Raw genomic sequence first — 25,321 nt, 5'->3', positions numbered from 1 at the left:
AGAATAAAAAACGCCGCGCCGGAGGAAATTCCTCCGGCGCGGCATTTTATAAGCTCTTATTCGTTTTAAAAACGGGGCAGCTTGGAAACCACGTCCGCGCAGCGGGGGCAGAGGGTGGGATAGTCGGGATTCTCCCCCACCTTGGCAGACTGCATCCAACACCGCTCGCACTTGGCGCCGGCAGCCCGGCCCACCTCCACGGTGAGACCCGGGAAGTTGGTCCCCTTGCCCACGGTGGCCTCCGCCGCAGGCTCCGCCGTGGTGATGCTGCAATCTGAGACGATGAACACCTCGGCAAGGCTCACGCCCACAGTGGCCATCAGCGCCTGCGCCGCCGCGTCGTCGTCCGCGTGAAGGGAAACGCGTGCCTCCAGTGCCTTGCCGATCTTCTTGTCGGCACGGGCGGTTTCCAACACCGCGTTCACGTCGTCCCGCAGGCGGACAATCGTCTCCCAGCGCTCCATGGCCTTTTCGCCCAGCGCATAGTCTGCAAAAGACCCGTTCATTTCGTTGAGCAGCACGTTGCGCCCATCGTCCCCGGCCCGGTGGGTCATTGCCTGCCAAATCTCGTCGCAGGTGAAGACCAGAACCGGGGCCATCAGCTTCGTCATGGTGTCCAGAATCAGGAACAGGGCGGTCTGGGCGCTGCGGCGGCGCTTGCCGTCCGCTTCCTCACAGTACAAACGGTCCTTGATGATATCCAGATAGAAGTTGGACAGCTCCAGAACGCAGAAGTCATTGACGGCGTGGGTTACAACAAAAAATTCATAGTCGTCATAGGCTTTGAGACATTTCTCCGTCAGAGCGTTGAGCCGGGTAACGGCCCAGCGATCCAGTTCCTCCATCTGATCAGCAGGAATCAGATCATCGGGATTAAACCCATCCAGATTGCCAAGGCAGTACCGGGCAGTGTTGCGGAATTTCAGATAGTTTTGGCTGAGCTGCTTGAAGATTCTGTCCGATCCGCTCACATCCGAGTGATAGTCTGCGGAAGCCGCCCACAGGCGCAGCAGGTCCGCGCCGTACTGCTCGAAAATCTCTGCGGGGTCCATGCCGTTGCCAGCCGACTTGTGCATGGCCTTTCCCTGCTCATCCACGGTCCAGCCATGGGTGACGCACTCCTTAAACGGCGCGCCCTTGCCAAAAGCACCCACGGCGGTCAGCACAGAAGACTGAAACCAGCCACGGTATTGATCCAACCCCTCCATATAGACGGTGGCAGGCCAGAAGCCCTGATCTTTTTTCATGGAGGCATAGTGGGTGGAACCGGAATCAAACCAGCCGTCCAGTGTGTCCTCTTCCTTGGTGAATCCGGATTTGGCGCCACAGTGCGGACAGGCAAAGTCATGAGGCAGAATGTCCTCCGTCTCTTTGGCAAACCAGACATTGGATCCCTCAGCCGCAAAGAGCTTGGAGATGGCGTCAATGGACGCGTCGGTGACGACAGGCTTTCCGCAGTCCTTGCAGTATACCACGGGAATGGGCAGGCCCCACTTGCGCTGGCGGGAGATACACCAGTCGTTGCGCTCCCGGATCATGGACTTCATGCGCTCCTTGCCCCACGCGGGTACCCAGCGCACATCGTCGCAGGCGTCGCAGGCCTCCTCTTTGAAAGAGTCCACGGAGCAAAACCACTGGGGCGTGGCGCGGAAAATAATGGCTCCCTTGCAGCGCCAGCAGTGGGGATAGCTGTGCACGATATTTTCCTGAGCAAACAGTGCGCCGCTCTCCTTCATATCCGCCAGAATCACGGAGTTGGATTCCTCCGTCTTCATGCCCGCATACTTTCCGGCATAGTCGGTGTGGCGGCCCTGATCGTCCACGGGCACCACCATGTCCATGCCGTACCGGCGGCAGGTATCATAGTCGTCCGCGCCAAAGCCGGGGGCGGTGTGAACGCAGCCGGTGCCGGAATCCATGGTGACATAGTCCGCCAGCAGCAGGCGGCTGGTTTTGTCAAGGAAGGGATGCTTCGCCAGCATATTCTCAAAAAACGCGCCGGGGTGCGTCTCCACGATTTCGTACTCTTCAAAGCCGCCCAGCTTCATGACCTTTTCCGCCAGTGCCTCGGCCATGATATACACCTCGCCGTTGGGGGCCTTCGCCAGAGCATAGCTCTCCTCGGGGTGCAGGGCGATGGCAAGGTTCCCCGGCAGGGTCCAGATGGTGGTGGTCCAGATGACGAAAAAGAGCTTGCTGGGGTCGAACTTGCCGAGCTTTCCTCCGTCATCAAACATGGGGAACTTCACATACACGGTGGTGCAGGGATCGTCCTGATACTCAATCTCCGCCTCAGCCAGAGCCGTCTCGTCGTGAGGGCACCAGTACACGGGCTTGAGACCCTTGTAAATGTGTCCATTTTTGTACATCTCGCCAAAAACCTTGACTTCTTCGGCTTCAAAGCCGGGGTCCATGGTCTTATAGGGATGCTCCCAATCGCCGATAACGCCCATGCGTTTGAAGCCGTCCATCTGCACGTCGATATAGTGCTGGGCAAAATCGTGGCACGCAGAACGGAACTCGGGAACAGACATGGACTTGCGGTCCAGCTTATTCTTCTTAATAATGGCAGATTCGATGGGCATGCCGTGGTTATCCCAGCCGGGGATATAGGGCGTATAATAGCCCCGCATGGCATAGGACCGGGTGATAAAGTCCTTAATGGACTTGTTCAGGGCGTGGCCCATGTGCAGGTCGCCGTTGGAAAACGGAGGGCCGTCGTGAAGGTTGAACAGGGGCTTTCCCTCGTTCTTTTTTAAAAGCGCGTTATAGAGGTCCATATCCTCCCAGCGCTTGAGCATCTCCGGCTCCCGCTTGGGCAGGCCCGCCCGCATGGGGAAGTCGGTCTTGGGCAGATTGATGGTCTTGTTATAGTCCATGGAAATTCCTCCTAATTATAATCAATCAAAAATATTTAACAATCAGTTGTATTCAAAAACGGCAATCTTACAGGCACGGCACAGCATCGTTCCGGGGAAATCATGAAACGGAAACATGTCGAATCCGCTCGCGGAGTCATCCCCCGGCGCTCTGAGCAGCACACTGTCTTTGGGTGCGCGAAAAATCGGCAGCTTCTCCTGCTGCGTCCAGTAACCGTATTTCTCGGTATACATGATTCCGGGTTCCATCTCTTGGCCGCACTTGGGACAGTCCATTTACTTTAGGATCCCCTTTCATGCAAAATAAAAAACGCCCTGTCTCTTAAAGAGACAGAAGCGTTTAAAATACTTCTGCGGTACCACTCTCGTTGCTCCCCCCTTGCGGGAAAAGCCGCTCACAGCCTGCATTCACAGGCCGACGGGTAACGCCGTCACACGTCCTAACTTACTCGCGTCGTCTTTCAGCAGGAGGCTCCAAGGTGATTTTCAGGTCCCGCCTGTCGGCAGCCCTTCCACCAAAATGGGCCGCTCTCTGTGCAGGGGCTGGGTCTTACTCGTCCTTATCTACGCCAAGTATTCAATTTTTCAACACTATTATACCCGCCGCCGCCGATTTGTCAAGTCGGAAATTCCCCGGAAGGCGGCCCGGAAGGCGGCCCGGCTTTCCTGAATGCAAAGCCAAGGGGCCTGCCGCCTGCAATTCACAGACAGCAAGCCCCCGGCAAACAGGAACGCAAAGCGTTCCTTTATCACTGGTATCGGTAATGCTTCCCCGTGTACTCGTCCACGCAGGACAAAAACATCTCCCGGCTGCGAAACTCAATGGGCCGGAAGCCCTCCGCCTCGTGGAAGGAGACAATACGGTTCACGGTGTCTACCCATACGCGCCAGAGTCCGGCATTTCTTGTGGCTTCCATTCGGAAAGCTCCCTTCTTCTTATCTGCGGCTTCCGCCGCCCCGCACACAATTTCCCGGCGAAGTTCCCCATCCGCCGTCTTCTTGATTGATATGACGGTTCTCAGAGGCAAAAAGTTTCAGCTTTGCGCCTCTTTTTCTGCTCTTTCTTTTTCCAGCGCTGCTATGCCGCTGTCCACCTGCGTCAAAAAGGTCTGCCACGCATCCTCGTTTTCCACGTAATACTTGGGGCAATTCTTTCCCGACACGTCGTAGTGGCGCAGAACGTCCCTGGAGGTCAGCCCAAACGCGTCGCACAAAAACGCCGTCAGCTCCGCCACCCGGTCATAGGTCACGGGGAGAAATTCCCCTGTCTCGTCGGGATGGCAGACCTCGATGGAGAGGGTGTCCTCATTACGGGTGTTGGAAGCGTAGGCCCATTCCGTCATGGGAATACACTGAAGCACCTCTCCCTCCAGTCCCACAATAAAGTGGGCGCTGGCGTAAATCTCCAGATGGCCGTCCTCAAGGCCCTCAAAATAACTGCGGTTGGCTTCCGCCGAGGTGCCGGGATTGCCCACGTAATGGATGACAATTCCCTTCACCTGCTCCAACTCCGTGCCGGGGCGGGACCATGGATTCACCGTCAAAAATTCCTGCTTCACATAGTCCGGCAGCACCACCGTCTCTGCCGAAACATCGGAGCCAATCTTTCCCCAAATCCAAACGCCAGCGGCGGCGATCACAAGGACCGCCGCCAGGCACAGCGCAAAAAACCGTGGATTCATGCGCCTTCTTTTTTCTCTGTAAGCCATGCGCTTTCCGCTCCCGCGCCTTAGCCGACGTAAACCGCGGTGGGGCCGTCGGCTCCGCCGATGACGGCGGAGGAATCCTGCTCCGTCACGATCTCTGACTCCTCCGGCCCCCGGTATTCCCCCGTTTCTCCGGGGGAAATGGGATTTTCGTAATACACGTATTCTTCGTAGTCCTCGTCATAGTATGTCTGATACGTAGTCAGGCCGTCTATATCCACTCCGGCCTTTTCCAGCGCTGCCAGAAGGTAGGTATAGTCCTTGGAAATCTGCACGTCCTCGGAGTAACTGTCGTTATAATAGTTTTCTTTGCCGATGTCTTCCGGCGTACGGTAATAGAACGACAGATTTGTGGAAAACGTATTGGCCCGCCAGCCTTTAGAATCAAAGATATAGGTCCCCGCGTGGCCCGCTTCAATGTCCTTTTTCAGTGCCGCCAGAATTTCCCGGGCGGTATCGCCCTCAAAGGTCAGCGTGCGGCCTTCCCTGTCATAATACATTTCCACCGTCATAAGCCGGCCCGGCTCGAAGCGCTCTTTCATATACGCCTGCCACACCTCCGGGTCCCGGGCAAGCTCTGTCAACTGCTCCGCCAGTGCGGCATGGGCCCCAATCTCCGAGGGCGAGATCGTAAAGCTGTAATTCCTGCGCAGATGGGCGCCGCTTTTCAGTGTGTAGTCCAGATTTACGCTTCCATAGAGCGCGTTTTCATCCCAGTCGCTATCCGTAGGGCGCTCTTCCACCAGCATTTGATGCAGTGTCAGGAAGCGATCAATCATCTCAGGATTCTGACTGTCGCCATAAATGGAATCCTGCCCGTAAAGCTGGAATTCCAATGACTGTACATCCTCCGCCACGGGAACGCGCCGCTCAACACCCGGAAGATCCAATTCAAGGGCCACGCACGCCAGAATCAGCGTGGCAGCCAAGACCGCGCCTCCCTTCCAGCTGCGTTTTAGAATGTGGAAGGATTTTTGCAGCAGCATCTCTGCCCCAAAGTAGCCCACAAGGCCCAAAACCGCCATGCAGATCACCAGCGCCACGGAAGACTCCCCTGTCCGGCCAAATGCGTCCCACAGAATGATGTAGAGGAGCTGCCCAACGCTCAGACCCACGCATGCGCCCACGCCGTACCGGAAAACAGGTTTTGCCCAGCTTACGGCCACGGTGTCCCCGGCGGACTCGCTGTGGCGGCGCCTGTAAACCAGCAGCGCCGCAACCGTCATTGCCACGCCCACCAGCGCGTAAACCCCCACGGTGACAAGTCCGCTTTGCAAAGCGCTCCAATACGCCTCGCTGCCGCGGGAATAATTCCATCGGTCCCAGCTTAGCTGAGCCAGCTTGTTAATCGGTGTAAGCCAGACCACCAGCGCGGGGTCGGCGGGGGTCGTCCAGCCGTACAGCAGAATCTGACACAGATTCCAAAACAGATTCGTCACCCCATAAATCAGACAGTTAAACACCCCGTAAAACACAGGGATGGCCAACATCTGCCCTGCAAACGCCGCGCAAAGCACCGCGAAGCTGTAAAAGAACAGCATCTGCCCGGTGGCATACAGGAACCACAGGCCAATGACCCACAGCTTCCCCATCCCTGCGGCGCTCCAGACCAGAGCCGTCAGCAGCGCTGTGATGGCATGGGTTCCGATAAACACCGCCGCACCGGCCAGATAGTGTGTCACAAACAGACCCTCTCTCCGAGTGGGAAGGGCGTGGACAAACCCCACGGACCGGGTTCCGGTGAGATAGGAAAACAGCGTCATCGCAAACAGGCATCCAAAGCCCACGCTCATCGCCAGCGCTGCGCCGGTGGCCATGCCTGCCACCTCTCTCATGGCGTAGGCCTGCATATCCGTCATGTTTTCCCAGCCGTTTTGGCCAAACAGCTCCAAAAACTGGAACGCTGGCATCATCAGAAGCCACATTACCAGATACAGCGCCCAAAGGGGCCAGAATCGAACCAGATCATTGCGAAACAGGGCGGGGCTGAACAGTCCCTTAGAGGACAATGTCTTTGACTGCATAGTTCGCACCTCCCAACTCGTAAATGAAAATCTCCTCCAGCGTCAGCGGCACAGCGTCCACCAGCACAGGCTTGTATTGTGCCAGCAGCGTCTCCGCTTCCTTGGCATTCATCCGCAGGATCAGAGTATGAATGCGTCCGAGACGCGAGGTATGGAGCGCCGGAATCTCGGCGGGGACCTCGGTTATTTCCTCGGGGAATACCACCTGAAGCTTCACCATGTTGTCCTGAAGCTGCTCCAAAGACCGCTCCAGCAGCACCTTTCCGTGATCCAAAATGCCCACATGGTCGCACACGTCCTCCAGCTCACGCAGATTGTGGCTGGAAACCAGCACCGTGGTGCCCCGCTCCGCCACATCGTCCAGCACCAGCGACCACACCTGTCTGCGCATCACCGGGTCCAGACCGTCCACCGGCTCATCCAGCAGAAGATAATCGGGCATGCAGCTCATGGTCAGCCAGAAGGCCGCCTGCTTCTGCATTCCCTTGGACAGATGCCGGATCGCCTTACGGGGATCGATGGGAAACGCGTCTTCCAGCTTTTTATACCGCTCCATGGAAAAGGTGGGGTAAATCCCCCGGTAAAGCTTCATCATGTCCTGTGTGCTGGCCTGCAAAAAATAGTGCCAATCATCGGGAATAGAGCCGATCCGCGCTTTTAGCGCCGGATTCTCCCACACAGGCTCCCCCTGCATATTCACCGTGCCCTCGTCCGGGCGGTACACACCGTTAAGGCACCGCAGCAGTGTGGACTTGCCCGCCCCGTTGGGCCCCACCAGCCCGTATACCGCGCCTGTGGGCACCGTCAGGGTGATCCCGTCCAGCGCAGCAAAGCCGTCAAATGTTTTTACCGCGTTTTGAATCTCTATCATGTCGTTTCTCCCTCCTTCAACAGCGTCTCAAGCTCCGCCGGTGTCACACCCAACACCCGCAGCTCGTGTAAAAGCTGGCGCGTCTTATCTTTCAGCAGCTCGCGGCGCGCTGCGTCCGCGCTTCCCCGCTCCCCGGCAAAGCTTCCCTTCCCCGGCACAGAGTAGATATACCCCTCCGTCTCCAGATCGTTGTAGGCCCGCTGAATCGTGTTGGGATTGATGCTAAGCCGGGTTGCCAGCACCCGCACTGACGGCAGCTTTTCTCCCGCCGCCAGCGCACCGGTGACGATCAGCTTTCGCAGTCCGTCTTTAATCTGTTCGTAGATGGGCCTTGAATCCCGGTAATTCAGGCTGATCATCTTACCACCTCCGTTTTGTTCGCCGGTTTCCCGGCTTCACTGTATTATCCGTATTAGTACAGTTAAGATAACACGTTCACTTTCTGCTGTCAAGATGTTTTTAATCCCCTTTTGGTTTGGTTGGAAGAAAAGCGTGAGATTCTACGCCAAAATAAAAACTTGAATGTTCTGCAAAGAAATTCCAAAGAAAAGTCAAAGACCCTTTGGTATAATTAATCTTAACCAAAGCGCCTTTTCAAACGATTCTTATATAATATTTACAATGCGGCTTGTCTGCGCGGCCCCGTATGATGATCAATTAAAATCTGGGAGGAAAAAATCATGACGAAACTGGATTGTTGGCTGCCTCAAAAAGAAATGTTCGGCAGATTCTCGCTGGACTCCATTTCACGAAGTTTTTTTCGTTTTGTTGTGCAGTGTGCCAGAGAATGTTGCGCTTTTTTAACTTCAGATGTAAAACAGCATCATCCGATGCGCCGCCACCTCAAAACCATCTCTTCCATGCGCCGTTTTTCCATTGCTTATCCTTCGGGCGTTCTTTTCCTCCCCGGGAACGGCCCTTGTGGGCCACTTTTTCTAGTTAATTCATTTTTAATTAAGGATAAAATTACAAACTTTTCTGGAATATTTCGAAAATTGCTTGCTGAAAGCCAAATTTGCCCTTTAACTGGCATGAGATTTGCTGAAAAATCAGTAGTAATTGCACTTTATATTCGGCGACAATTCTGAAAAGGGGTACCTGTTTATGAAAGCGAATTTGTACGAGGGCAACCATTCCTTTGCCCTGCATGATTTCGAGCCCGCTCTCCCCAAGGCCCATGAGGTACAGGTGGACGTGGCCTACTGCGGCATCTGCGGCTCGGACCTGCATGTTTACCACGGCGATTACGATTACCGGTTTAAATCCCTCCCCCGGGCCATCGGCCATGAGTGCGCCGGAATTGTGTCCGGGGTGGGCAAGGGCGTCACGGAGTGGAAGGTGGGGGACCGGATGGCGGTCTGCCCGCTGGACTACTGCGAGGACTGCGTTGTATGCAAAGAGGGGGACAACAACTGCTGTGCCAACCTCAACTTCATGGGGCTGGACTCCTGGGGCGCTATGTGCAACTGCTGGACGGTCCACGAGCGCACGCTTCACCGCCTGCCCGAGGGCATCAGCCTGCTCCATGGCGCGCTTGTGGAGCCGCTGGCCGTGTGCTTCCACGCGCTGGAGCGCTCCCAGTCCAAGGGCGGGGACTATGCCGTGGTCATCGGCAGCGGCCCCATTGGACTGATGCCGGCGCTGGTGGCCCGGTATCTGGGGCTTCAGGTGGTAATTTCCGAAGTAAATCCCGTTCGGATTGAAAAGGCCCGGCAGCTTGGGTTCACGGTAGTGAACCCAAAGGAAACAGACCTGCGTCAGTACGTTTTTGAAGCCACGGACGGCGTGGGCGCCGACGCGGTGTTTGAGGTTTCGGGCACACAGGCGGGACTTGACACCATGGTTGAGCTGATTCACCCCCACTCCCATATCGTGCCGGTGGCGGCTTATCCCAAGCCCATGCAGCTTCAGCTTCAGCGGCTGTTCACGAAGGAGGTCAACCTGATCATCACCCGCAACTACAACCACAAGGATTTTGACGCCGCCATTGAGATGATGGAGGCCGCCCCTATCAATTTTGACGAGCTGATCACCAAGGTCCTCCCTCTGGATCAGGTGCAGCAGGGCATGGAACTGTGCGGCTCCCCCACCGGCGACGTGGTGAAAGTCATGGTGGACTGTCGGAGCCATCTGTAAGCACAGGAATGGGACTGCGCGTGCTTCCACTTGTTATATCTTTTTAAAAACGCCCCGAAAAGCCGAGCTCACGGCTTTTCGGGGTTTTTTCTTCTTTGGCAAAGTTTTTTGTTTTAGCTGGACAGAGATTTATAAGAAGCGGGAATAGAAGTCAAAACGTTTGAATTTCGGCATTTTTGGCGAAAAATGATGAACAGAAATATGAAAATAATCTTTACAACCGGGAATCCTTATGATATAGTAAAAAAGCACGCAAACATGCGGCGCCCCAACGCTTCGTTTCGTGGCTTTCACCGGCCCGATGCGCAGTTTTGTGGGTAATTTTCAAAAAAGGTGGAAACAATTATGATGCGCAAGGAAGAAAAAACTGCGGTTATCGACGCGAACCGCACCCATGCCACGGACACTGGCTCTCCCGAGGTTCAGGTCGCCATTCTGACGGAGCGGATTAACACCCTCACTCAGCACATGAAGGCGAACCCTCAGGACAAGCACTCCAATCGCGGCCTCATTATGATGGTCGGTAAGCGCCGCAGCCTGCTGGACTACCTCATGAAGAAGGACATCGAGCGTTACCGCGCCCTGATTGCAAAGCTCGGCATTCGTAAGTAAGATGAAGCGTGGGCGGTGTAGTTTGTCTGCACCGCCCCCTTTTCATAGATTTTGCGCCGCCAAAAGCGCCTTTAGCAGTTGAAAATGCGCCCCCGAAAGAACCCCTGCGAGGCCGTGTTTTCAAGTGCTAAATGGCCAGTATGACGCAAAAAATTTATTTTTCCAAAAGGAGAATGCAACATGTCAACGATTATTACCAAGCGTCAATACCCCGGCTACCGCAAGTACGAGATGGACTTGGCGGGCCGTCCTCTCACTCTGGAGGTAGGCAAGCTGGCGGAGCTGGCCAACGCCGCCGTCATGGTGGGCTACGGAGACACCCGCGTGCTGTGCTGCGTCACCGCCGCCGCCCGTCCCCGGGACGGAATTGACTTCTTCCCCCTGAGCGTGGACTTTGAAGAGAAGCTGTACTCCGTGGGCCGCATTCCCGGCTCCTTTAACCGGCGCGAGGGCCGCCCCGGCGAAAAGGGCGTTTTGACCTCCCGTGTCATTGACCGGCCTATCCGCCCCCTGTTCCCCCACGATTTCCGCAACGACGTGTCCGTGATGTGCACGGTCATGAGCGTGGACCGGGATTGCTCTCCCGAAATTGCCGCTCTCATCGGCACCTCCGCCGCCCTCGCCATCTCCGATATTCCTTGGAACGGCCCTGTGTCCGCGCTGAAGGTGGGCCTTGTGGACGGGAAACTGGTGTTCAATCCCAACTCTGAGGATCACAAGGTCTCTGATCTGGACGTGACCGTGGTTTCCACGGGCAAAAAGGTGGTCATGATCGAAGCCGGCGCCAACGAAGTGAGCAACGACACCATGTACGAGGCCATCCGCATGGCTCACGAGGAGAACCAGAAGCAGATTGCCCTGATTAACCAGATGGTGAGCGAAATCGGCAAGGCCAAGTTCGAGTATCCCCATGCCGACTTCAATCAGGAGCTGTTTGACAAAATCGTGGCTGCAACCATGGACGACGCCAAGGCCGCCATGGACACCGACGACAAAAACATCCGTGAAAGCCGCTGGAACCAGCTCATTGAGAAGTGGCACGGTTTGTTCCTTGAGGAATACCCCAATATGGACCAGTATCTGGACGAGATCACCTATAAGTTCCAGAAGAAGATCGTCAAGGCCTGGCTGCTGGAAGGCCACCGGGTCGACGGCCGCAAGAGCAACGAAATCCGCGCGCTGGACGCCGAGGTGGGCATTCTTCCCCGGGTCCATGGCTCGGGCCTGTTCACCCGCGGCCAGACGCAGGTGCTTTCCGCCTGCACACTGGACACTCTCTCCGCCAACCAGAAGCTGGACACCATCTGGGAGGAGACGGAGAAGCGCTATATGCACCACTACAACTTCCCCGGCTATTCTGTTGGCGAGGCAAAGCCCGCCCGCAGTCCCGGCCGCCGGGAAATCGGCCACGGCGCGCTTGCCGAGCGGGCGCTGGTCCCCGTGCTTCCCTCTGTGGAGGAATTCCCCTATGCCATCCGCGTGGTGAGCGAGGTGGTTTCCTCCAACGGCTCCACTTCTCAGGGCTCCATCTGCGGCTCCACTCTGGCGCTGATGGATGCGGGCGTGCCCATCAAGGCCCCCGTGGCTGGCATTTCCTGCGGCCTGATTCAGGACGACAACGGCGGCTTCACCACCTTTATCGACATTCAGGGCGTGGAGGATTTCCACGGCGAAATGGACTTTAAGGTGGCAGGCACCAAGAAGGGCATCACCGCCATTCAGATGGACCTGAAAAACGACGGCCTGACCATGGAAATTATCAAAAACGCGCTGGAAATTACCGGGGATGCACGCATCGAGATTCTGGATCAGGTGATGCTGCCCTGCATTTCCGCTCCCCGGACCGAGGTTTCCCGTTACGCCCCCAAGATGATCACCATGCACATTGACCCGGACCGTATCCGTGAGGTCATCGGCAAGGGCGGCTCTGTGATTCAGAAAATCGTGGCCGACACCGGCGCGAAAATTGACATCAACGACGACGGCTCCATTTTCATTGCCGCCGCGGACGCCACCTCCGGTGAGGCCGCCAGAAAGTGCATCAACGACATCGTGTTTGTTCCCGAGGTCGGCAAGCTGTATTATGGCCGCGTGGTGCGCCTGATGACCTTCGGCGCATTTATCGAGATTGCCCCCGGCAAGGACGGCCTGTGCCACATCTCAAAGCTGGCGGACCGCCGCATTGAGAAGGTGGAAGACGCCTGCAAGGTGGGCGACATGATGTGGGTCAAGTTTATGGAAATTGACGAGAAGGGCCGCTGGAACCTCTCCCACAGAGACGCCATGAAGGAAATTGAAGAGAAGAAGGCCAAGGGCGAGCCCATTCAGTAATTTTTTTCCTTTTTGAAATACGGGGCGGAGCAGTCGCTCCGCCCCGTCGCTTTTGTGCGCTGCACGGAAAGGAGCCGCCATGGATACCATTGCCGCCATCGCCACGGGGAAAACCCCCGTGGCTATCGGCGTGATTCGCGTTTCCGGCCCGGAGACGGACGCGGTGGTGGGCCGGGTTTTTCACCCGGACTGCCAAAAGCAATTTTCAGCGCTGGAGCCCCGCAAGCTTTTCATGGGCCGGATGCTGGATACGGAAGGCCGCGTGCTGGACGGCGGCATGGTCGTCCGTTTCCCTGCCCCCGCCAGCTATACCGGCCAGGACAGCGCAGAACTTCACTGCCACGGCTCCCCCGTGGCGATGGGAGAGCTTTTATTGGCTCTGTTTGCCGCCGGTGCGCGGCAGGCCCGGCCCGGAGAATTTACCCAGCGGGCCTTTTTAAACGGCAAGCTGGATTTGACGCAGGCAGAGGCCGTCATTGACCTCATTGAAGCAGAAAGCCCCGCCGCCGCTCGAAACGCCGCCATGCAGGTAAACGGGGCACTGGGCCGCAGCCTGTCCGGCGTTTATGAAAGCCTGACGGCCATTGCCTCTCAATTCTACGCCGTGGTGGACTATCCCGACGAGGACATTGAGGATTTGGACGCAGAGAGACTGACCGCCACGCTGCGGGAATCGGAGGAACTTCTCGACCGCCTGCTTGCCACATGGAGCCGGGGCCGCCTTTTGAAATCTGGCGTGCGCACCGCCATTATCGGACGGCCCAACGCGGGAAAATCCTCCCTGCTGAACGCGCTGGCGGGCTTTGACCGGTGCCTTGTCACCGACGTGCCGGGAACCACGCGGGACACGGTGGAGGAGTCTGTCCTCTGCGGCGACGCACTGCTGCGGCTGATCGACACTGCCGGCATCCGGGAGACAGAGGACTTGGTGGAACGGCTGGGGGTGGAGCGGTCCAAGTCTGCCGTGGAAGGAGCCGATCTGGTCCTCGCCGTGCTGGACGGAACTGCGGAATTTACGGAGGAGGATGGCGCGATTTTGGAGCTGGCAAGTCGCTGTCCCCACTGGCTTTTGATCCTTACCAAACAGGATTTGCAAAGCGGCGGCACAGAGGTTTTAAACCTTCCCGGGGAGTTGTCAATTTCGCCGGAGGGAATCATCTCCCTCAGCTCCGTCACCGGGCAGGGGCTGGACACGCTGGAATCCGCCGTTGCCGCACTCTTCCCCGACGGGACGGAAGCCGCCGGGCTTCTTTTGACCGATCCTCGGCAGGCAGACGCCGTGGGGCGGGCCAAGGCCGCTCTTTGCCGGGGGCTGGACGCGTTGCGCGCCGGGCTGACCCCGGACGTGGTTTTGGCTGACACGGAGGAGGCCATGGGTGCAATTGGAGAGCTGACAGGCCGCACGGCCAAAGAGGACATCGTATCCGCCATTTTCTCCCGGTTCTGCGTCGGCAAGTAATTGGGCGGTTTCTTTGAAGTTTCGACAGGACAGGCGCAGCCGGAGGTCTTGCCTGTTTTGCCGGCTCTATCTGATATTGGTTTCCGCAAAATGCGATTTACAAAACCAGATAATTGTGGTATTCTCTCTGTAAATGAAGCCCATTTTGAGAGGGGGACGCATAATGGAGGATCAGACGCACTTACAGGCGCGTTTGCGGGAGCAGCGCCCGGTGGATTGGGACCAGCTTCCCGACTTTTCTCTGTATATGGATCAGGTGCTCAGCTATATGGACCGGCAGGTTCTGCGCTTTGACGGGGACGACGGACTGACCGCCGCCATGGTGAACAACTACACCAAGGCCGGGCTGCTGCCCCGGGCCGATGGCAAAAAATATAACCGGGAGCATCTGGCATATCTTACGGTGATCTGCGTGCTCAAGCAGGTCTTTTCCTCCAAGGACATGGGCCTTTTGCTGGATCAGGAGCTAAAGGACTCCGGCAGCGTGGAGGCAGGCTACCTCGCCTTCTGCCGCAGTCTGGATTCCTCCATGGCGCTCACCGCCAGCCAGATGGACCAGCACCAGGACCCGGAAAAGCTGGCGGACTCGGCCATTCATTTTGCTCTTTTAAGCTATGCCGCGGGAGCGGCCAGCCGCCGGTATGTGACGCTGCTGCGCCACCGCCGGGGCGAGATGGAGGAAAAGCCGGTCCGTGAGAAGCGGAATCGGCAGAAGAAAGAGGAGGATGCGGAATGATGCGCGATTTTGTAATTTTGACCGACAGCAGCTGCGACCTGTCCGCCGACATGGCGGCAGAGCTGGAGCTGGAGGTTCTTCCCCTGAGCTTTCATATCGGGGAGCAGGAATATCACAACTATTTGGACGGGCGCGAGCTTGGCTTTTTGGAGTTTTTTGAAAAGATACGCGCAGGAGAGACAGGCACCACCTCCGCCATCAACGTGGGCGCGTTTGAGACCAAAATGCGGGAAATTTTGTCTCAGGGGAAGGACATTTTGTGTCTGAGCTTTTCCTCGGGCCTATCCACCACTCATCAGTCCGCCGCCATCGCGGCGGACGACCTGCGCCCGGAATTTCCGGAGGCCAAAATTTACGTGGTGGACTCTTTGTGTGCCTCAATGGGGCAGGGACTGTTCGTTTGGCTCTGCGCCCGGCAGAAAAAGGCCGGAAAAAGCATCGACGAGGTGCTGGCCTACGCAGAAGAGGAAAAATATCATGTGTGCCACTGGTTTACGGTGGACGATTTGAACCATCTGAAGCGGGGCGGCCGCATCAGCGCCACCACCGCCTTATTTGGCACGATGCTGTCCATCAAGCCCGTGATGCACATGGACAACGAAGGGCATCTCATTCCCGTCAGCAAAGCCCGGGGGCGCAGGGCCTCTTTGACGGCGCTGGTGGATGAGATGGAGCGTCTTTCCGTGAACCCCGCCGGGCAGACAATCTTCATCAGCCACGGAGACTGCTATGACGACGCGAAGCTGGTGGCCAATGAGATCACCCGCCGCTTCGGCACACCCAGTGAAAATATACATATCAATTACGTAGGCCCTGTCATCGGCAGCCACACGGGCTGCGGCGTGGTGGCGCTGTTTTTCCTTGGCACGGAGCGCTGAGAAACCGGGGCCCGGCAAGCCCCCGCACAGACCAATTAAAATACGGTCCGTTGAGGCGGATGAAACGGGAGGCGCAGCCTGATGAACTGGCTGGAAGTCCATATAGATACAAACCACGAGGGTCTGGAGGCAACGGAGGCGTTTCTTTCGGGCCTTGGCATCGACGGCGTGGTCATTGACGACGAGACGGAATTTCACACATTTTTGGAGGAAAACCGGCAGAGCTGGGATTACGTGGACGAAGACCTCTTGAAAAAGGAGTCCGGCGCGTCTCGCATCACCTTTTACTTAGAGGAGAACGAGGCGGGCTTTGCCCGGCTGGGAGAGGTTCGCATCGCTTTGGAAGAATTCAGACGCACCCATTCCGGCTGCGGAACGCTTTTGATGACGATGGAATCCCTGAAGGAAGAGGACTGGGCCTATGGCTGGCAAAAGTATTATAAGCCCCTAAACATCGGAAGCCGCCTGCTGGTGATTCCCCAGTGGGAAAAAGACAGTGTAAACCCCGGGGACCGGGTGCCTCTTATTCTGGACCCCGGTCTTTCTTTCGGTACCGGCAGCCACGCCACCACCCGACTGTGCCTTGAGGCATTGGAGCAGGCGGTGAAACCCGGCGATACCGTGCTGGACTTGGGCTGCGGCAGCGGCATTCTCTCCATCGCGGCGCTGAAGCTGGGGGCCGCCTCCGCCACAGCGGTGGACATTGACGCAAACTGCATCAACGTTGCCTATGAAAACGCGGCGCTCAACGGCGTGGGCCGGGACCGGTATACCGTCCTCTCCGGCGACGTGTTGGGTGATGAGGGCCTTGTTTCCTCCCTTGGCGGAAATTACGACATTGTGACGGCCAACATCGTGGCGGACGTGATTTTGGGCCTTGCGCCCATGGCGCGGCAGTTTTTAAAGCCACGGGGCCTGTTTCTGTGCTCCGGAATCATTGACGACCGGGCTGTGGAAGTAGCGGACGGACTGCGCCGCTGCGGCTGGGCGATTCTGGAATCCCATGAAGACGGCGGCTGGTTCGCCTTTGTCTGCCGCTGAGGGGGATGCATGGAAAAACTGCAAAAGCTTGACCGGTTTCTTTCGGATAAGATTCTCTGGTTTACCATCGCCTGCCTGCTGCTGGGCATCTTTTTCTGCAAGCCCTTCAGCGTGCTGGTCCCCTTTACGCCCGTGATTTTTGCGGCCATGACGTTTATCAACACGCTGGGATGCAGTTTTCGTCAGATTGGTCATGTGGCAACCCACCCCGTCCCCGTGCTGATAGTTTTGGTACTGCTGCATCTGGTGGTTCCAGTTTTATGTCTGGGACTTTGCACCCCGCTGTTTCCGGACAATCCACTGTTTACCACTGGGCTGGTGCTGAACTTCGTGCTGCCCACCGGCGTAGTTTCCCTGATGTGGGTGACCATTGGCCGGGGCAACCTGCCCCTGTGCCTGTCGGCTCTGCTGCTGGACACGCTGCTCTCCCCTCTTATGGTCCCTTTAAGCATGAAGCTGCTGGTTGGCTCTATGGTGGTGATGGACGCATCAGGAATGATGAAGGATCTTCTGTTCATGGTGGCGCTGCCCGCCACCCTCGCCCTGCTATGCCACCGCATCCGGGGCGGGCAGTTTGCCCAGCATTGGAAGCCGCGCCTTTCTCCCTTTGCAAAGCTTCTGATGTTTCTCATCATCGTCTCCAACGCCACAGGCGTGGCTCCGTTTTTAAAATCTGTCACTCCCACTCTGCTGGCGGTCATTGTGGTGCTGGTTGGCCTGTCCGTCTTTTCCTACTTTCTGGGCTGGTTTGTATCCCACCGTCTGATGCGGTTGGACTTCCCCTCTGTGCAGACTGTGACAATTGTCACCGGCGCTCGGAACATCAGCGCAGGCGCTGTGCTGGCAGCGCAGTATTTCCCCCCCGACGTGCTGTTTCCCGTGGCCTTTGCTCCGATTTTTACCCAGATTATGATGGCTCTTGCGGTGAAGCTTCTGCGAAGAACCAAAGCCGGACAAGCGGATCAGGCGGCTTGGGAGGCAGAGTCGGCGTCCGTGCCCCAGTAAAGGCTTTCTCTGAAATGCATCCGTTCCCCCAAAGCAGCTTAGCTGCTTTGGGGGCTTTTTTGTTTTAAAGAGCGCCGCAAGCAAAATCCCCTCATATGCGCAGCACCTCTTTCATACGCTGGGAATATCATAAATCAAGCGGGCGAAGATTGACGTGCGTGTTGCTGTCAACGCCCCCGGTGTCGGATATGAGGAGGATGCGGTATGCGAAAAATGCCGATAACAAGACCGCCCAACACGGTCCCGACCTACTGCCGGATTCTGCGGGGAACCGGCCCCGCCTCCATTCGCCAGCATGTGGGCTATCTTGTCTATATATGGACCGTCTACGGCGACGGTTTTTGGATGTACCCCACGGAGGTACACGGTGGAATTCTGTACGGCTACATATGGAAATCAGCCCACTATGAATATTCCCAGTTGCGCGTCTCGCTGGTAGACTGCCTTTATTAACGCGCCCGCTGCGCCCCTTTCGCGCGCGGGCGTTGGGGCTTTGGATTAAAACATATAAGAGTTCATGCAAGGAGGGATTCTATGCCCCCACAGCCGGTGCGTCTTGAGAAGTTAACCCGGTTTGAATCCAACGAATTTACCGAAAGCGGCTTGCTGGAGGTCATTGTCAAATACAACGGAGATCTTTTAAGTATCGGCGCGCTGCTTGGCGCCGATATTGAACTGCTCAGCCCCGATTACGCCATCATCACTTTACCGGTGGACCGGCTGGCGGAGCTTTACGGATTTCCGCAGATTGAGTTTATCGAGCTGCCCAAGGTCCTTACCTTTATGCTGCGGGACAGTTTGGAGAGCACCTGCGTCCCCCCCGTCCAGCGGCCCGACGCCTTTGGGCTAACGGGCGCCGGGGTTATTGTGGGCATCATTGATTCCGGCATTGATTACACGCATCCCGACTTCCGGAATCCTGACGGCAGCACTCGAATTCTTTATCTCTGGGACCAGACCTCCGTGGGGCCGCCCCCGGCAGGCTTTCGCAGCGGTGTGGAATACAGCAGTATTCAAATTGACGAGGCTTTGGCAAGCCCGAACCCCCGCTCCGTTGTTCCCTCCGTGGATACTGCGGGCCACGGAACAGCGGTGGCGGGCATTGCCGCCGGAAACGGGGCCTCCAGCGGCGGCGTGGAAGCGGGCGTTGCCCCGAAGGCAAGCCTGATTGTGGTAAAACTGGGCCACACGGGAAATGAATCCTTTACCCGTACCACGGAAATTATGCGGGGAGTGAAATACCTGTCTGACAAGGCGCTGGCGCTGAACATGCCCCTGAGCATCAACCTCAGCTACGGCACAAACAACGGCTCTCACACCGGCGATTCCCTGTTTGAGCAGTACTTAAACTCCATGTGTGAGCGCTGGAAAACAGTTATGTCCGTGGCCACCGGAAACGAGGGCGGCGCAGCTCACCACTACCATGGAAAACTTTCGGCCAACGAGACTTCCATCATCGAGTTCGCCGTCACGGGTCTTCCCCGGCGGCTTTACATGACCCTGTGGAAAAATTTTGCGGACACCGTTACTTATGAACTGCTCAGCCCCAGTGGAAGGTCCACGGGGATTATCCAGTCCCTGCAAAGCGTTACCCATACAACGCTGGACGGCACGGAAATCTCGATTATTTACGCCCAGCCCAACCACTACACCGTTCAACAGGAGGTCTACTTTCTCTTTTCTACGTTGGGAACAGGCGTGTCCCCGGGGGTGTGGCGATTGATTGCCCGGGCGGGTGAAATCGTGGACGGAGAGTTTAACATCTGGCTTCCCACCGTGGAGGATGTGACCCGAAACACTGCCTTTCTCCGGGCCGACGTGAATCTCACGCTGACCCTGCCCTCTACCGTGCAGAATGTAATTTCCGTGGGCGGGTACAACGCGATGCTGCGCATCGCCACCGTGTTTTCCGGGCGGGGCGCCTTGGGTGAAAACGGCCTGCGCATCAAGCCCGATCTGGTGGCGCCCAGCGTCAGCGTCCTCACCACCCGGGCCGGCGGCGGGTACGATGCCTATACCGGCACCAGTATGGCCTCCCCCTTTGTGGCGGGGGCGGCGGCCCTGATGATGGAGTGGGGCATTGTCATGGGAAACGACCCGTTTTTATACGGCCAGCGAGTAAAAGCCTTTTTACGCAAAAGTGCCAACCGGCAGTTTTCAACCGTGTTCCCCAGCAACCAGTGGGGCTACGGTGCCCTGAGCGTTTGCGAAGCCATGGGGGATTTGGTGGAATATACAAGGACGGGGGGCGCGTTTTCATGAATGAGACGGAGGACGCTCAGCAGCTCCCCAACTCTTCCGATGCGGTGACGTTTGTCCTGCGAAAAAATGCATTTATCGACCAGCTTCTTCAAAACACCCCCGCTATTCACACCACGCAGCTTCTGGCCGGAAGGTATCTGGTCTGCTACACGGACACAGTGACCTTTAACAACCTGATCAGCCAGTTCGGCTCCAGCTTCATCAGCTACATCTCCTTGGTGCTGGGCCTTCTCGACAGCGCAAACCTGTCGGCGGCGGGCATTATTCAGGTTCAGCAGCAGCCTTATCTGGATCTGCGGGGGCAGGGCGTGCTGATGGGCTTTGTGGACACCGGCATCGACTATACTCAAAGCGCTTTTCGCTACCCCGACGGCACCAGCAAAATTCAGTATCTCTACGACCAGACGGTGGACGGACCATTTCCCCAAGGATTTTTTATTGGTACAGAATACACCAATACGCAGATTAACGAGGCCCTGCGCAACCCAGATCCCTATGAGCTGGTCCCTCAAAAGGACGAGAGCGGTCACGGCACTTTTTTAGCGTCCGTGGCGGCGGGGAGCGAGTCCGGGGACTTTATTGGGGCCGCGCCGGAATCGGAGCTGATTGTGGTAAAGCTGCGCAAGGCAAGTCCCTTTTACCTCAATTGGTTTGCCGTTCCGTCGTGGCAGCAATACGCCTATGAGTCTACCGACATTATGATCGGCGTGGAGTACATTGTAAAAAAAGCCCGAGAACTGGACCGTCCAGTGGTTATCTGCATCGGCCTTGGCACCACCTTCGGCGCGCACGACGGCTTTTCTATTTTTGAGGAATACCTCAGCAACATCGCAAACCTTCGTGGCGTGTGCGTGTGCACCGCCGCCGGAAACGAAAGTCAGGCCCGCCACCATATGCAGGGTACAATTGTCGAAAAGGGCGCCACCCGAAACATTGATTTAAAAGTGGGCGAAGACGCGGGCAACGTCATTCTCGGCATCTGGAACACCATTGCGGACAAAATTTCTCTATCTGTCCGCTCCCCCACGGGGGAGTTGGTGGGGCGGATTCCCTCCCGGCCCGGGGCCTTCAGCCGCTCCAATCTGATTTTGGAGAAATCCGCAGTTCAGGTGGAGTATTACTTTCCCTACGAGAGTACAGGAAGCCAGCTCTCCTCCGTAAACATTTATAACGCCACGCCGGGCATCTGGACCATCACGCTTTACGGAGACATTATTCTTGACGGTACGTTTCACGCCTGGCTGCCCCTTACCGGTTTTGTCTCGCCTACGGTGGAGCTTTTGTCAGCCACGCCCTATTATACCGTCACCTGCCCGTCCACTATGTTCGGCTCCATTAGCTGCGGCGCGTACAACAGCACCACCGGCAGCCTTTACTCCGACTCCTCCTGGGGGCCCACCCGGCTGGATCGAATGGCGCCGGACATTGTGGCCCCGGGGGTAAACGTGGGGGGGATTTTTCCCACGGGACCCGGCACCATGAGCGGAACCAGCGTGGCCTCGGCCATTACGGCGGGGGCCTGTGCGCTGATGATGCAATGGGGCATTGTGGAGCGAAATGACATCTCCCTGAGCACCTATCAGATTCGGGCCTATTTAATCCGCGGCTGCAACCGCAGTCCCACCATGACCTACCCCAACACCCAGTGGGGGTATGGTTCCCTGAACCTGATTCAGACCTTTAACCTTATGCGGGAGCTGTGAAACTCCTGTTATCACGCTTTGAAAGGAGGCCGTGCAATGGCGGTCAATCCGTCTATGCAGCAATTTCTTGATTCGCCGGACACGGTGGGCTTTGTAGTGCGGGGTACCGACGATCTGGACCGCCTGATTGAGGAAAATCCGGATATTATTGCGACCCAAACTTTGGCGGGGCGATATGTGGTGTGCTATACCACCGTGGAAGCATATCCTCGGCTGCTGACTACGCTGGGCACCGGCTATATCAGCTCTATCGCGGTAATTCTGGGCCCCTTATGCGGACCGGGCCTGAAGGAGGCAGGAATTTGTTCCATTCGGCAGCAGCCCTACATGAGCCTCCACGGAGAGGGTGTGCTGATGGGCTTTGTAGACACCGGCATCGACTATACCCAAAGCGTTTTTCGCCGGGAAGATGGAAGCAGTAAAATTCATTTTCTTTACGACCAGTCCATCACTGGCACACCGCCCAAGGGGTTTTTTATCGGCACGGAATACACAAACGAGCAGATTAACCAGGCGCTTAAGTCGGAGAATCCTTATGAAATCGTTCCCTCCCGGGACACGGCGGGCCACGGCACGTTTTTGGCCTCCGTGGCGGCCGGACAGCATCAAGAGGACTTTACCGGCGTGGCCCCGGAGTCGGAGCTGATCGTGGTAAAGCTGAAAAAGGCCCGACCATTTGGACTGGAGCTATTTGCCGTACCGGAGGAACAGGAAAACGCGTTTTCCTCCATTGCCGTGATGATCGGGGTCGAGTACATCGTTCAAAAGGCCCACGAGCTGAAGCGTCCGGTGGTGATTTGCCTTGGCATTGGCACCAATTTTGCAAGCCACGACGGCTTTTCCATTTTTGAGGAATATTTGAGCGGAATCGCGGCTTTGGCGGGCGTATGCGTGTGCTCCGCCGCCGGAAACGAAAGTCAAGCCCGCGGCCACACAAAAGGCATTGTCACGTCCAAGGGCGACTTCCGAAATATTGACGTAAAAGTGGTGCAACCGGATTCAAATTTTTTTGTCTCTGTCTGGAGCGCCTTTTCCGACAAGCTGTCCGTTTCCGTTACCTCCCCCACCGGAGAATACGTGCCAAGAAAGCCGCCCAAAGACGGCGTTGTTCTCACCTCAAACGCGGTGATGGAGCGCTCTCAGGTACGAGTAGCCAGCTATTACCCTTTGGAGGGAAGCGGTGGCCAACTTACCTCTGTCCGGGTTTTGAATGCCACACCGGGAGTCTGGACCATTGCCATGCACGGAGACATCATTCTGGACGGGACCTTCAACGCATGGCTCCCCATCACAGGTTTTGTCACTCCCGGCGTTGAGTTTTTGGACGCGGACCCTTATTATACGGTGACGGTCCCTTCCACCGCCATGGGCGCCATCGGCTGCGGAGCCTATAACAGCATGAACGGAACCTTGTATCCCAACTCCTCATGGGGGCCCACCCGGCACGAGCAGGTTACTCCGGACCTCGCCGCTCCGGGCGTAAATATTGAGGGCTTTTATCCCACGGGGCGGGGCGTGATGAGCGGAACCAGCCCGGCTGCCGCCATTACCGCCGGGGCCTGCGCACTACTGATGCAGTGGGGCGTGGTAGAGGGCAACGAACCCGCCATGAGCACCTGTCCCATCCGCGCCTATCTCATCCGGGGCTGCGACCGCACCCAGACCCAGTCCTACCCCAACCCCCAGTGGGGCTACGGAACGCTGAACCTGCTGCAATCCTTTCAGCTTATGCGGGAAATGTAAGACAGCATCAAACATCGCCGCTGTCACCTTAAATTTACATCCCCTTGCAAAATTTCCGATGTACCCTGCTATTTTAAATAGTTCGGTATTTCTCCGGCACTCACGATTGGAGGCGTTTTCCTTGAACGAGGAAGAACTGAGGGAATTTATCAACTCCCCCGACACCGTTGACTTTATTGTCCGGGGAAACGACATTCTGGATAGCTTTCTGCGGGAGAATCCCAACGTTGTGGCTACCCAGACTCTGGCCGAGCGGTATGTGGTCTGTTATGCCAAGTCCAGCGAATTTTTAGATACTCTGAGCCGGATGGGAAGCAACTATGCCGGCTCCATTCCGGTGGTGCTGGGCCTTCTGGGCCGTCCGGAGGTAGAGGCCTCCGGCATTGGGGGCATCCATCGCCAGCCGTATCTGGGTCTGCGGGGGCGGGGCGTTCTGGTGGGCATTGTGGACACCGGCATCGACTATACGCAGCAGGTGTTCCGCTATGAGGACGGCACCAGCAAGATTCAGGCAATTTTTGACCAGTCTACGGTGGGCACGCCCCCCGAGGGGTTTTTCATCGGCACGGAATATACCCACGCCCAGATTAACGAGGCTTTGGCCTCGGAAAATCCCTATGAGATTGTTCCCCAGCGGGACACCGACGGCCACGGAACTTTTCTGGCCTCCGTGGCGGCGGGGCGGGAGGTGGACGACTTTCTCGGCGCCGCGCCGGATGCGGAGCTGGTGGTGGTGAAGCTGAAACGGGCCCGCCCCTTTTATACGGACCTGTTCGCCGTACCCCCGGATCAGCCAAACGCGTTTGGCTCCACCGCCGTGATGATCGGGGTGGAATACGTTCTCAAGAAAGCGCAGGAGCTGAACCGCCCCGTGGTCATCTGCCTTGGAATTGGAACAAATTCCGGCAGCCACGACGGCTTTTCCATCTTTGAGGAATACCTCAGCGAAATTTCCAATCTGGTGGGCGTGTGCCTGTGCATCGCCGCGGGAAATGAAAGTCAGGCCCGCCACCACACCCAGGGAAGAATCTCCGCCGTGGGCGAATTTCAGAACATTGACATCTCCGTGACCAACGAATCCTCCGTCATTTACACAACCATCTGGAGCGGGGTGTCCGACAGGCTGTCCGTCGCCGTCCGCTCTCCCACCGGAGAGCTGGCCGCCAGAATCCCCCCTAAATCCGGAACCATTACCACCACCAATCTGGTTTTTGAGCAGTCCTCCGTTCAGGTTGGATATTTCTTTCCCATTGAGGGAAGCGGCGGACAGCTCACCGTCGTGCGGGTAAACAACGCCATTCCGGGCATCTGGACCATCACCGTATACGGCGATCTGGTGCTGGACGGCGGGTTCAATGCATGGCTTCCTCTCACGGGTCTGTCCTCCCCGGGAATTGAATTTCTGGCGGCCAACCCCAACTACACCATCACCGTGCCCGCCACCACCGTGGGAGCCCTGTGCATCGGCGCCTACAACATAGCAGACGACAGCCTGTATCCAAGCTCCTCCTGGGGACCTACCCGCATCAATATGATGGCCCCGGACCTGTGCGCCCCCGGCGTCAATGTGGAGGGCATCTACCCCACAGGGCCGGGTACCATGACGGGCACCAGCGTGGCCGCCGCTATTACGGCGGGAGCCTGCGCCCTGATGCTGCAATGGGGCGTTGTAAACGGAAACGACGTGTCAATGAGTACCTACCAAATTCGGGCTTACTTAATTCGCGGCTGCCGACGCAGCCCCACCGTTTTTTATCCCAATACCCAGTGGGGCTATGGCGCGCTGGACTTGGTGCAGACCTTCAACCTCATGCGGGAAACACGGTAGCCGCCAAAACCGGATTTCAGTGCGCAGCCTTGCCCCGGCCCGAAGGCCGGGGCTTTTTCCCCCTCGCTTTTTAGGGGCTTTTGGGCTTAATCTGGCAACCGCAGTCT

21 protein-coding genes and 1 other annotated feature are annotated in these 25,321 nt (G+C 57.1%); of the genes, 14 read left to right on the top strand and 7 right to left on the bottom strand.

The annotated features are described in order from the left end of the window. Positions 1-65 precede the first annotated feature (65 nt). From ileS to RTU96_RS04920, 7 genes are all read right to left on the bottom strand, one after another. Positions 66-2,879, bottom strand: coding sequence for an isoleucine--tRNA ligase (ileS, locus tag RTU96_RS04950; RefSeq protein ID WP_312635289.1), 2,814 nt, complete (start codon positions 2,877-2,879; stop codon positions 66-68). A 42-nt stretch (positions 2,880-2,921) separates the two neighbouring features. Beyond that, entirely contained in the window at positions 2,922-3,155 is a 234-nt protein-coding gene (locus RTU96_RS04945) for a PF20097 family protein (protein ID WP_312635288.1), read from the bottom strand. 47 nt (positions 3,156-3,202) lie between these two features. Continuing rightward, positions 3,203-3,455: a binding site (T-box leader), on the bottom strand. A 173-nt stretch (positions 3,456-3,628) separates the two neighbouring features. Next, complete coding sequence (locus RTU96_RS04940) at positions 3,629-3,907, bottom strand: hypothetical protein (RefSeq protein ID WP_312635287.1); 279 nt, start codon at positions 3,905-3,907, stop codon at positions 3,629-3,631. A gap of 6 nt (positions 3,908-3,913) precedes the next feature. Further along, entirely contained in the window at positions 3,914-4,561 is a 648-nt protein-coding gene (locus tag RTU96_RS04935) for a peptidoglycan recognition family protein (RefSeq protein ID WP_312635285.1), read from the bottom strand. Between the two features lie 47 nt (positions 4,562-4,608). Continuing rightward, positions 4,609-6,609, bottom strand: coding sequence for a hypothetical protein (locus tag RTU96_RS04930; protein WP_312635284.1), 2,001 nt, complete (start codon positions 6,607-6,609; stop codon positions 4,609-4,611). Continuing rightward, entirely contained in the window at positions 6,584-7,480 is an 897-nt protein-coding gene (locus tag RTU96_RS04925) for an ABC transporter ATP-binding protein (protein WP_312635283.1), read from the bottom strand. Before RTU96_RS04925 ends, RTU96_RS04930 begins: the two co-directional genes overlap by 26 nt. Further along, the gene (locus RTU96_RS04920) at positions 7,477-7,839 is read right to left on the bottom strand and encodes a GntR family transcriptional regulator (protein ID WP_312635282.1); all 363 of its coding nucleotides are present in this window, start codon (positions 7,837-7,839) and stop codon (positions 7,477-7,479) included. Before RTU96_RS04920 ends, RTU96_RS04925 begins: the two co-directional genes overlap by 4 nt. Positions 7,840-8,160: 321 nt before the next feature. Here RTU96_RS04920 and RTU96_RS04915 point away from each other — a divergent pair, with 321 nt between their 5' ends. The 14 genes from RTU96_RS04915 (at position 8,161) to RTU96_RS04850 (ending at position 25,214) form a co-directional block, all read left to right on the top strand. Next, on the top strand, positions 8,161-8,568 hold the full coding sequence (locus RTU96_RS04915) for a hypothetical protein (RefSeq protein WP_312635281.1): 408 nt from the start codon (positions 8,161-8,163) through the stop codon (positions 8,566-8,568). A gap of 16 nt (positions 8,569-8,584) precedes the next feature. Beyond that, entirely contained in the window at positions 8,585-9,616 is a 1,032-nt protein-coding gene (locus tag RTU96_RS04910) for an alcohol dehydrogenase catalytic domain-containing protein (RefSeq protein WP_312635279.1), read from the top strand. 345 nt (positions 9,617-9,961) lie between these two features. Then, a complete protein-coding gene (gene rpsO, locus RTU96_RS04905; RefSeq protein ID WP_293009607.1) occupies positions 9,962-10,228 on the top strand; it encodes a 30S ribosomal protein S15 in 267 nt (88 codons plus the stop codon). 180 nt (positions 10,229-10,408) lie between these two features. Next, on the top strand, positions 10,409-12,559 hold the full coding sequence (locus RTU96_RS04900) for a polyribonucleotide nucleotidyltransferase (RefSeq protein WP_312635278.1): 2,151 nt from the start codon (positions 10,409-10,411) through the stop codon (positions 12,557-12,559). Between the two features lie 79 nt (positions 12,560-12,638). Beyond that, a complete protein-coding gene (gene mnmE / locus RTU96_RS04895) occupies positions 12,639-14,018 on the top strand; it encodes a tRNA uridine-5-carboxymethylaminomethyl(34) synthesis GTPase MnmE (protein WP_312635277.1) in 1,380 nt (459 codons plus the stop codon). A 163-nt stretch (positions 14,019-14,181) separates the two neighbouring features. Continuing rightward, positions 14,182-14,754 (top strand): DUF1836 domain-containing protein, encoded by a 573-nt coding sequence (locus RTU96_RS04890; protein WP_312635276.1) that lies wholly within the window; start codon positions 14,182-14,184, stop codon positions 14,752-14,754. Next, positions 14,754-15,632, top strand: a complete 879-nt coding sequence (locus RTU96_RS04885) for a DegV family protein (protein ID WP_312635353.1) — start codon at positions 14,754-14,756, stop codon at positions 15,630-15,632. The genes RTU96_RS04890 and RTU96_RS04885 overlap by 1 nt, the downstream gene beginning before the upstream one ends. Before the next feature lie 81 nt (positions 15,633-15,713). Next, the gene (prmA, locus tag RTU96_RS04880) at positions 15,714-16,673 is read left to right on the top strand and encodes a 50S ribosomal protein L11 methyltransferase (protein ID WP_312635274.1); all 960 of its coding nucleotides are present in this window, start codon (positions 15,714-15,716) and stop codon (positions 16,671-16,673) included. 9 nt (positions 16,674-16,682) lie between these two features. Continuing rightward, entirely contained in the window at positions 16,683-17,678 is a 996-nt protein-coding gene (locus RTU96_RS04875; RefSeq protein ID WP_312635272.1) for a bile acid:sodium symporter family protein, read from the top strand. Between the two features lie 204 nt (positions 17,679-17,882). After that, positions 17,883-18,131, top strand: a complete 249-nt coding sequence (locus RTU96_RS04870) for a hypothetical protein (RefSeq protein WP_294855426.1) — start codon at positions 17,883-17,885, stop codon at positions 18,129-18,131. Positions 18,132-18,212: 81 nt separating this feature from the next. Continuing rightward, complete coding sequence (locus tag RTU96_RS04865) at positions 18,213-19,940, top strand: S8 family peptidase (RefSeq protein WP_312635270.1); 1,728 nt, start codon at positions 18,213-18,215, stop codon at positions 19,938-19,940. Continuing rightward, on the top strand, positions 19,937-21,643 hold the full coding sequence (locus RTU96_RS04860) for a S8 family peptidase (RefSeq protein WP_312635269.1): 1,707 nt from the start codon (positions 19,937-19,939) through the stop codon (positions 21,641-21,643). The genes RTU96_RS04865 and RTU96_RS04860 overlap by 4 nt, the downstream gene beginning before the upstream one ends. A gap of 36 nt (positions 21,644-21,679) precedes the next feature. Beyond that, positions 21,680-23,386 carry a S8 family peptidase gene (locus RTU96_RS04855; protein ID WP_312635268.1) on the top strand — a complete coding sequence of 569 codons (1,707 nt, stop codon included), beginning with the start codon at positions 21,680-21,682 and terminating at the stop codon, positions 23,384-23,386. Positions 23,387-23,507: 121 nt separating this feature from the next. Beyond that, the gene (locus tag RTU96_RS04850; protein ID WP_312635267.1) at positions 23,508-25,214 is read left to right on the top strand and encodes a S8 family peptidase; all 1,707 of its coding nucleotides are present in this window, start codon (positions 23,508-23,510) and stop codon (positions 25,212-25,214) included. The last annotated feature ends 107 nt before the right edge of the window (positions 25,215-25,321 follow it).

The organism is Oscillibacter sp. (assembly GCF_032018205.1).
Lineage (GTDB): Bacteria > Bacillota > Clostridia > Oscillospirales > Oscillospiraceae > Oscillibacter.
This window is presented reverse-complemented; position numbering and strand designations above follow the sequence as displayed.

Excerpts from the sequence above, each read along its gene's own strand:
- RTU96_RS04890 (WP_312635276.1), top strand. The coding sequence starts at position 14,182 with ATGGAGGATCAGACGCACTTACAGGCGCGTTTGCGGGAGCAGCGCCCG.
- RTU96_RS04920 (WP_312635282.1), bottom strand. The coding sequence starts at position 7,839 with ATGATCAGCCTGAATTACCGGGATTCAAGGCCCATCTACGAACAGATT.
- RTU96_RS04910 (WP_312635279.1), top strand. The coding sequence starts at position 8,585 with ATGAAAGCGAATTTGTACGAGGGCAACCATTCCTTTGCCCTGCATGAT.
- mnmE (WP_312635277.1), top strand. The coding sequence starts at position 12,639 with ATGGATACCATTGCCGCCATCGCCACGGGGAAAACCCCCGTGGCTATC.
- ileS (WP_312635289.1), bottom strand. The coding sequence starts at position 2,879 with ATGGACTATAACAAGACCATCAATCTGCCCAAGACCGACTTCCCCATG.
- RTU96_RS04935 (WP_312635285.1), bottom strand. The coding sequence starts at position 4,561 with ATGAATCCACGGTTTTTTGCGCTGTGCCTGGCGGCGGTCCTTGTGATC.
- RTU96_RS04865 (WP_312635270.1), top strand. The coding sequence starts at position 18,213 with ATGCCCCCACAGCCGGTGCGTCTTGAGAAGTTAACCCGGTTTGAATCC.
- prmA (WP_312635274.1), top strand. The coding sequence starts at position 15,714 with ATGAACTGGCTGGAAGTCCATATAGATACAAACCACGAGGGTCTGGAG.
- RTU96_RS04900 (WP_312635278.1), top strand. The coding sequence starts at position 10,409 with ATGTCAACGATTATTACCAAGCGTCAATACCCCGGCTACCGCAAGTAC.
- RTU96_RS04925 (WP_312635283.1), bottom strand. The coding sequence starts at position 7,480 with ATGATAGAGATTCAAAACGCGGTAAAAACATTTGACGGCTTTGCTGCG.
- RTU96_RS04945 (WP_312635288.1), bottom strand. The coding sequence starts at position 3,155 with ATGGACTGTCCCAAGTGCGGCCAAGAGATGGAACCCGGAATCATGTAT.
- RTU96_RS04915 (WP_312635281.1), top strand. The coding sequence starts at position 8,161 with ATGACGAAACTGGATTGTTGGCTGCCTCAAAAAGAAATGTTCGGCAGA.
- RTU96_RS04930 (WP_312635284.1), bottom strand. The coding sequence starts at position 6,609 with ATGCAGTCAAAGACATTGTCCTCTAAGGGACTGTTCAGCCCCGCCCTG.
- RTU96_RS04875 (WP_312635272.1), top strand. The coding sequence starts at position 16,683 with ATGGAAAAACTGCAAAAGCTTGACCGGTTTCTTTCGGATAAGATTCTC.
- rpsO (WP_293009607.1), top strand. The coding sequence starts at position 9,962 with ATGATGCGCAAGGAAGAAAAAACTGCGGTTATCGACGCGAACCGCACC.
- RTU96_RS04860 (WP_312635269.1), top strand. The coding sequence starts at position 19,937 with ATGAATGAGACGGAGGACGCTCAGCAGCTCCCCAACTCTTCCGATGCG.
- RTU96_RS04855 (WP_312635268.1), top strand. The coding sequence starts at position 21,680 with ATGGCGGTCAATCCGTCTATGCAGCAATTTCTTGATTCGCCGGACACG.
- RTU96_RS04885 (WP_312635353.1), top strand. The coding sequence starts at position 14,754 with ATGCGCGATTTTGTAATTTTGACCGACAGCAGCTGCGACCTGTCCGCC.
- RTU96_RS04870 (WP_294855426.1), top strand. The coding sequence starts at position 17,883 with ATGCGAAAAATGCCGATAACAAGACCGCCCAACACGGTCCCGACCTAC.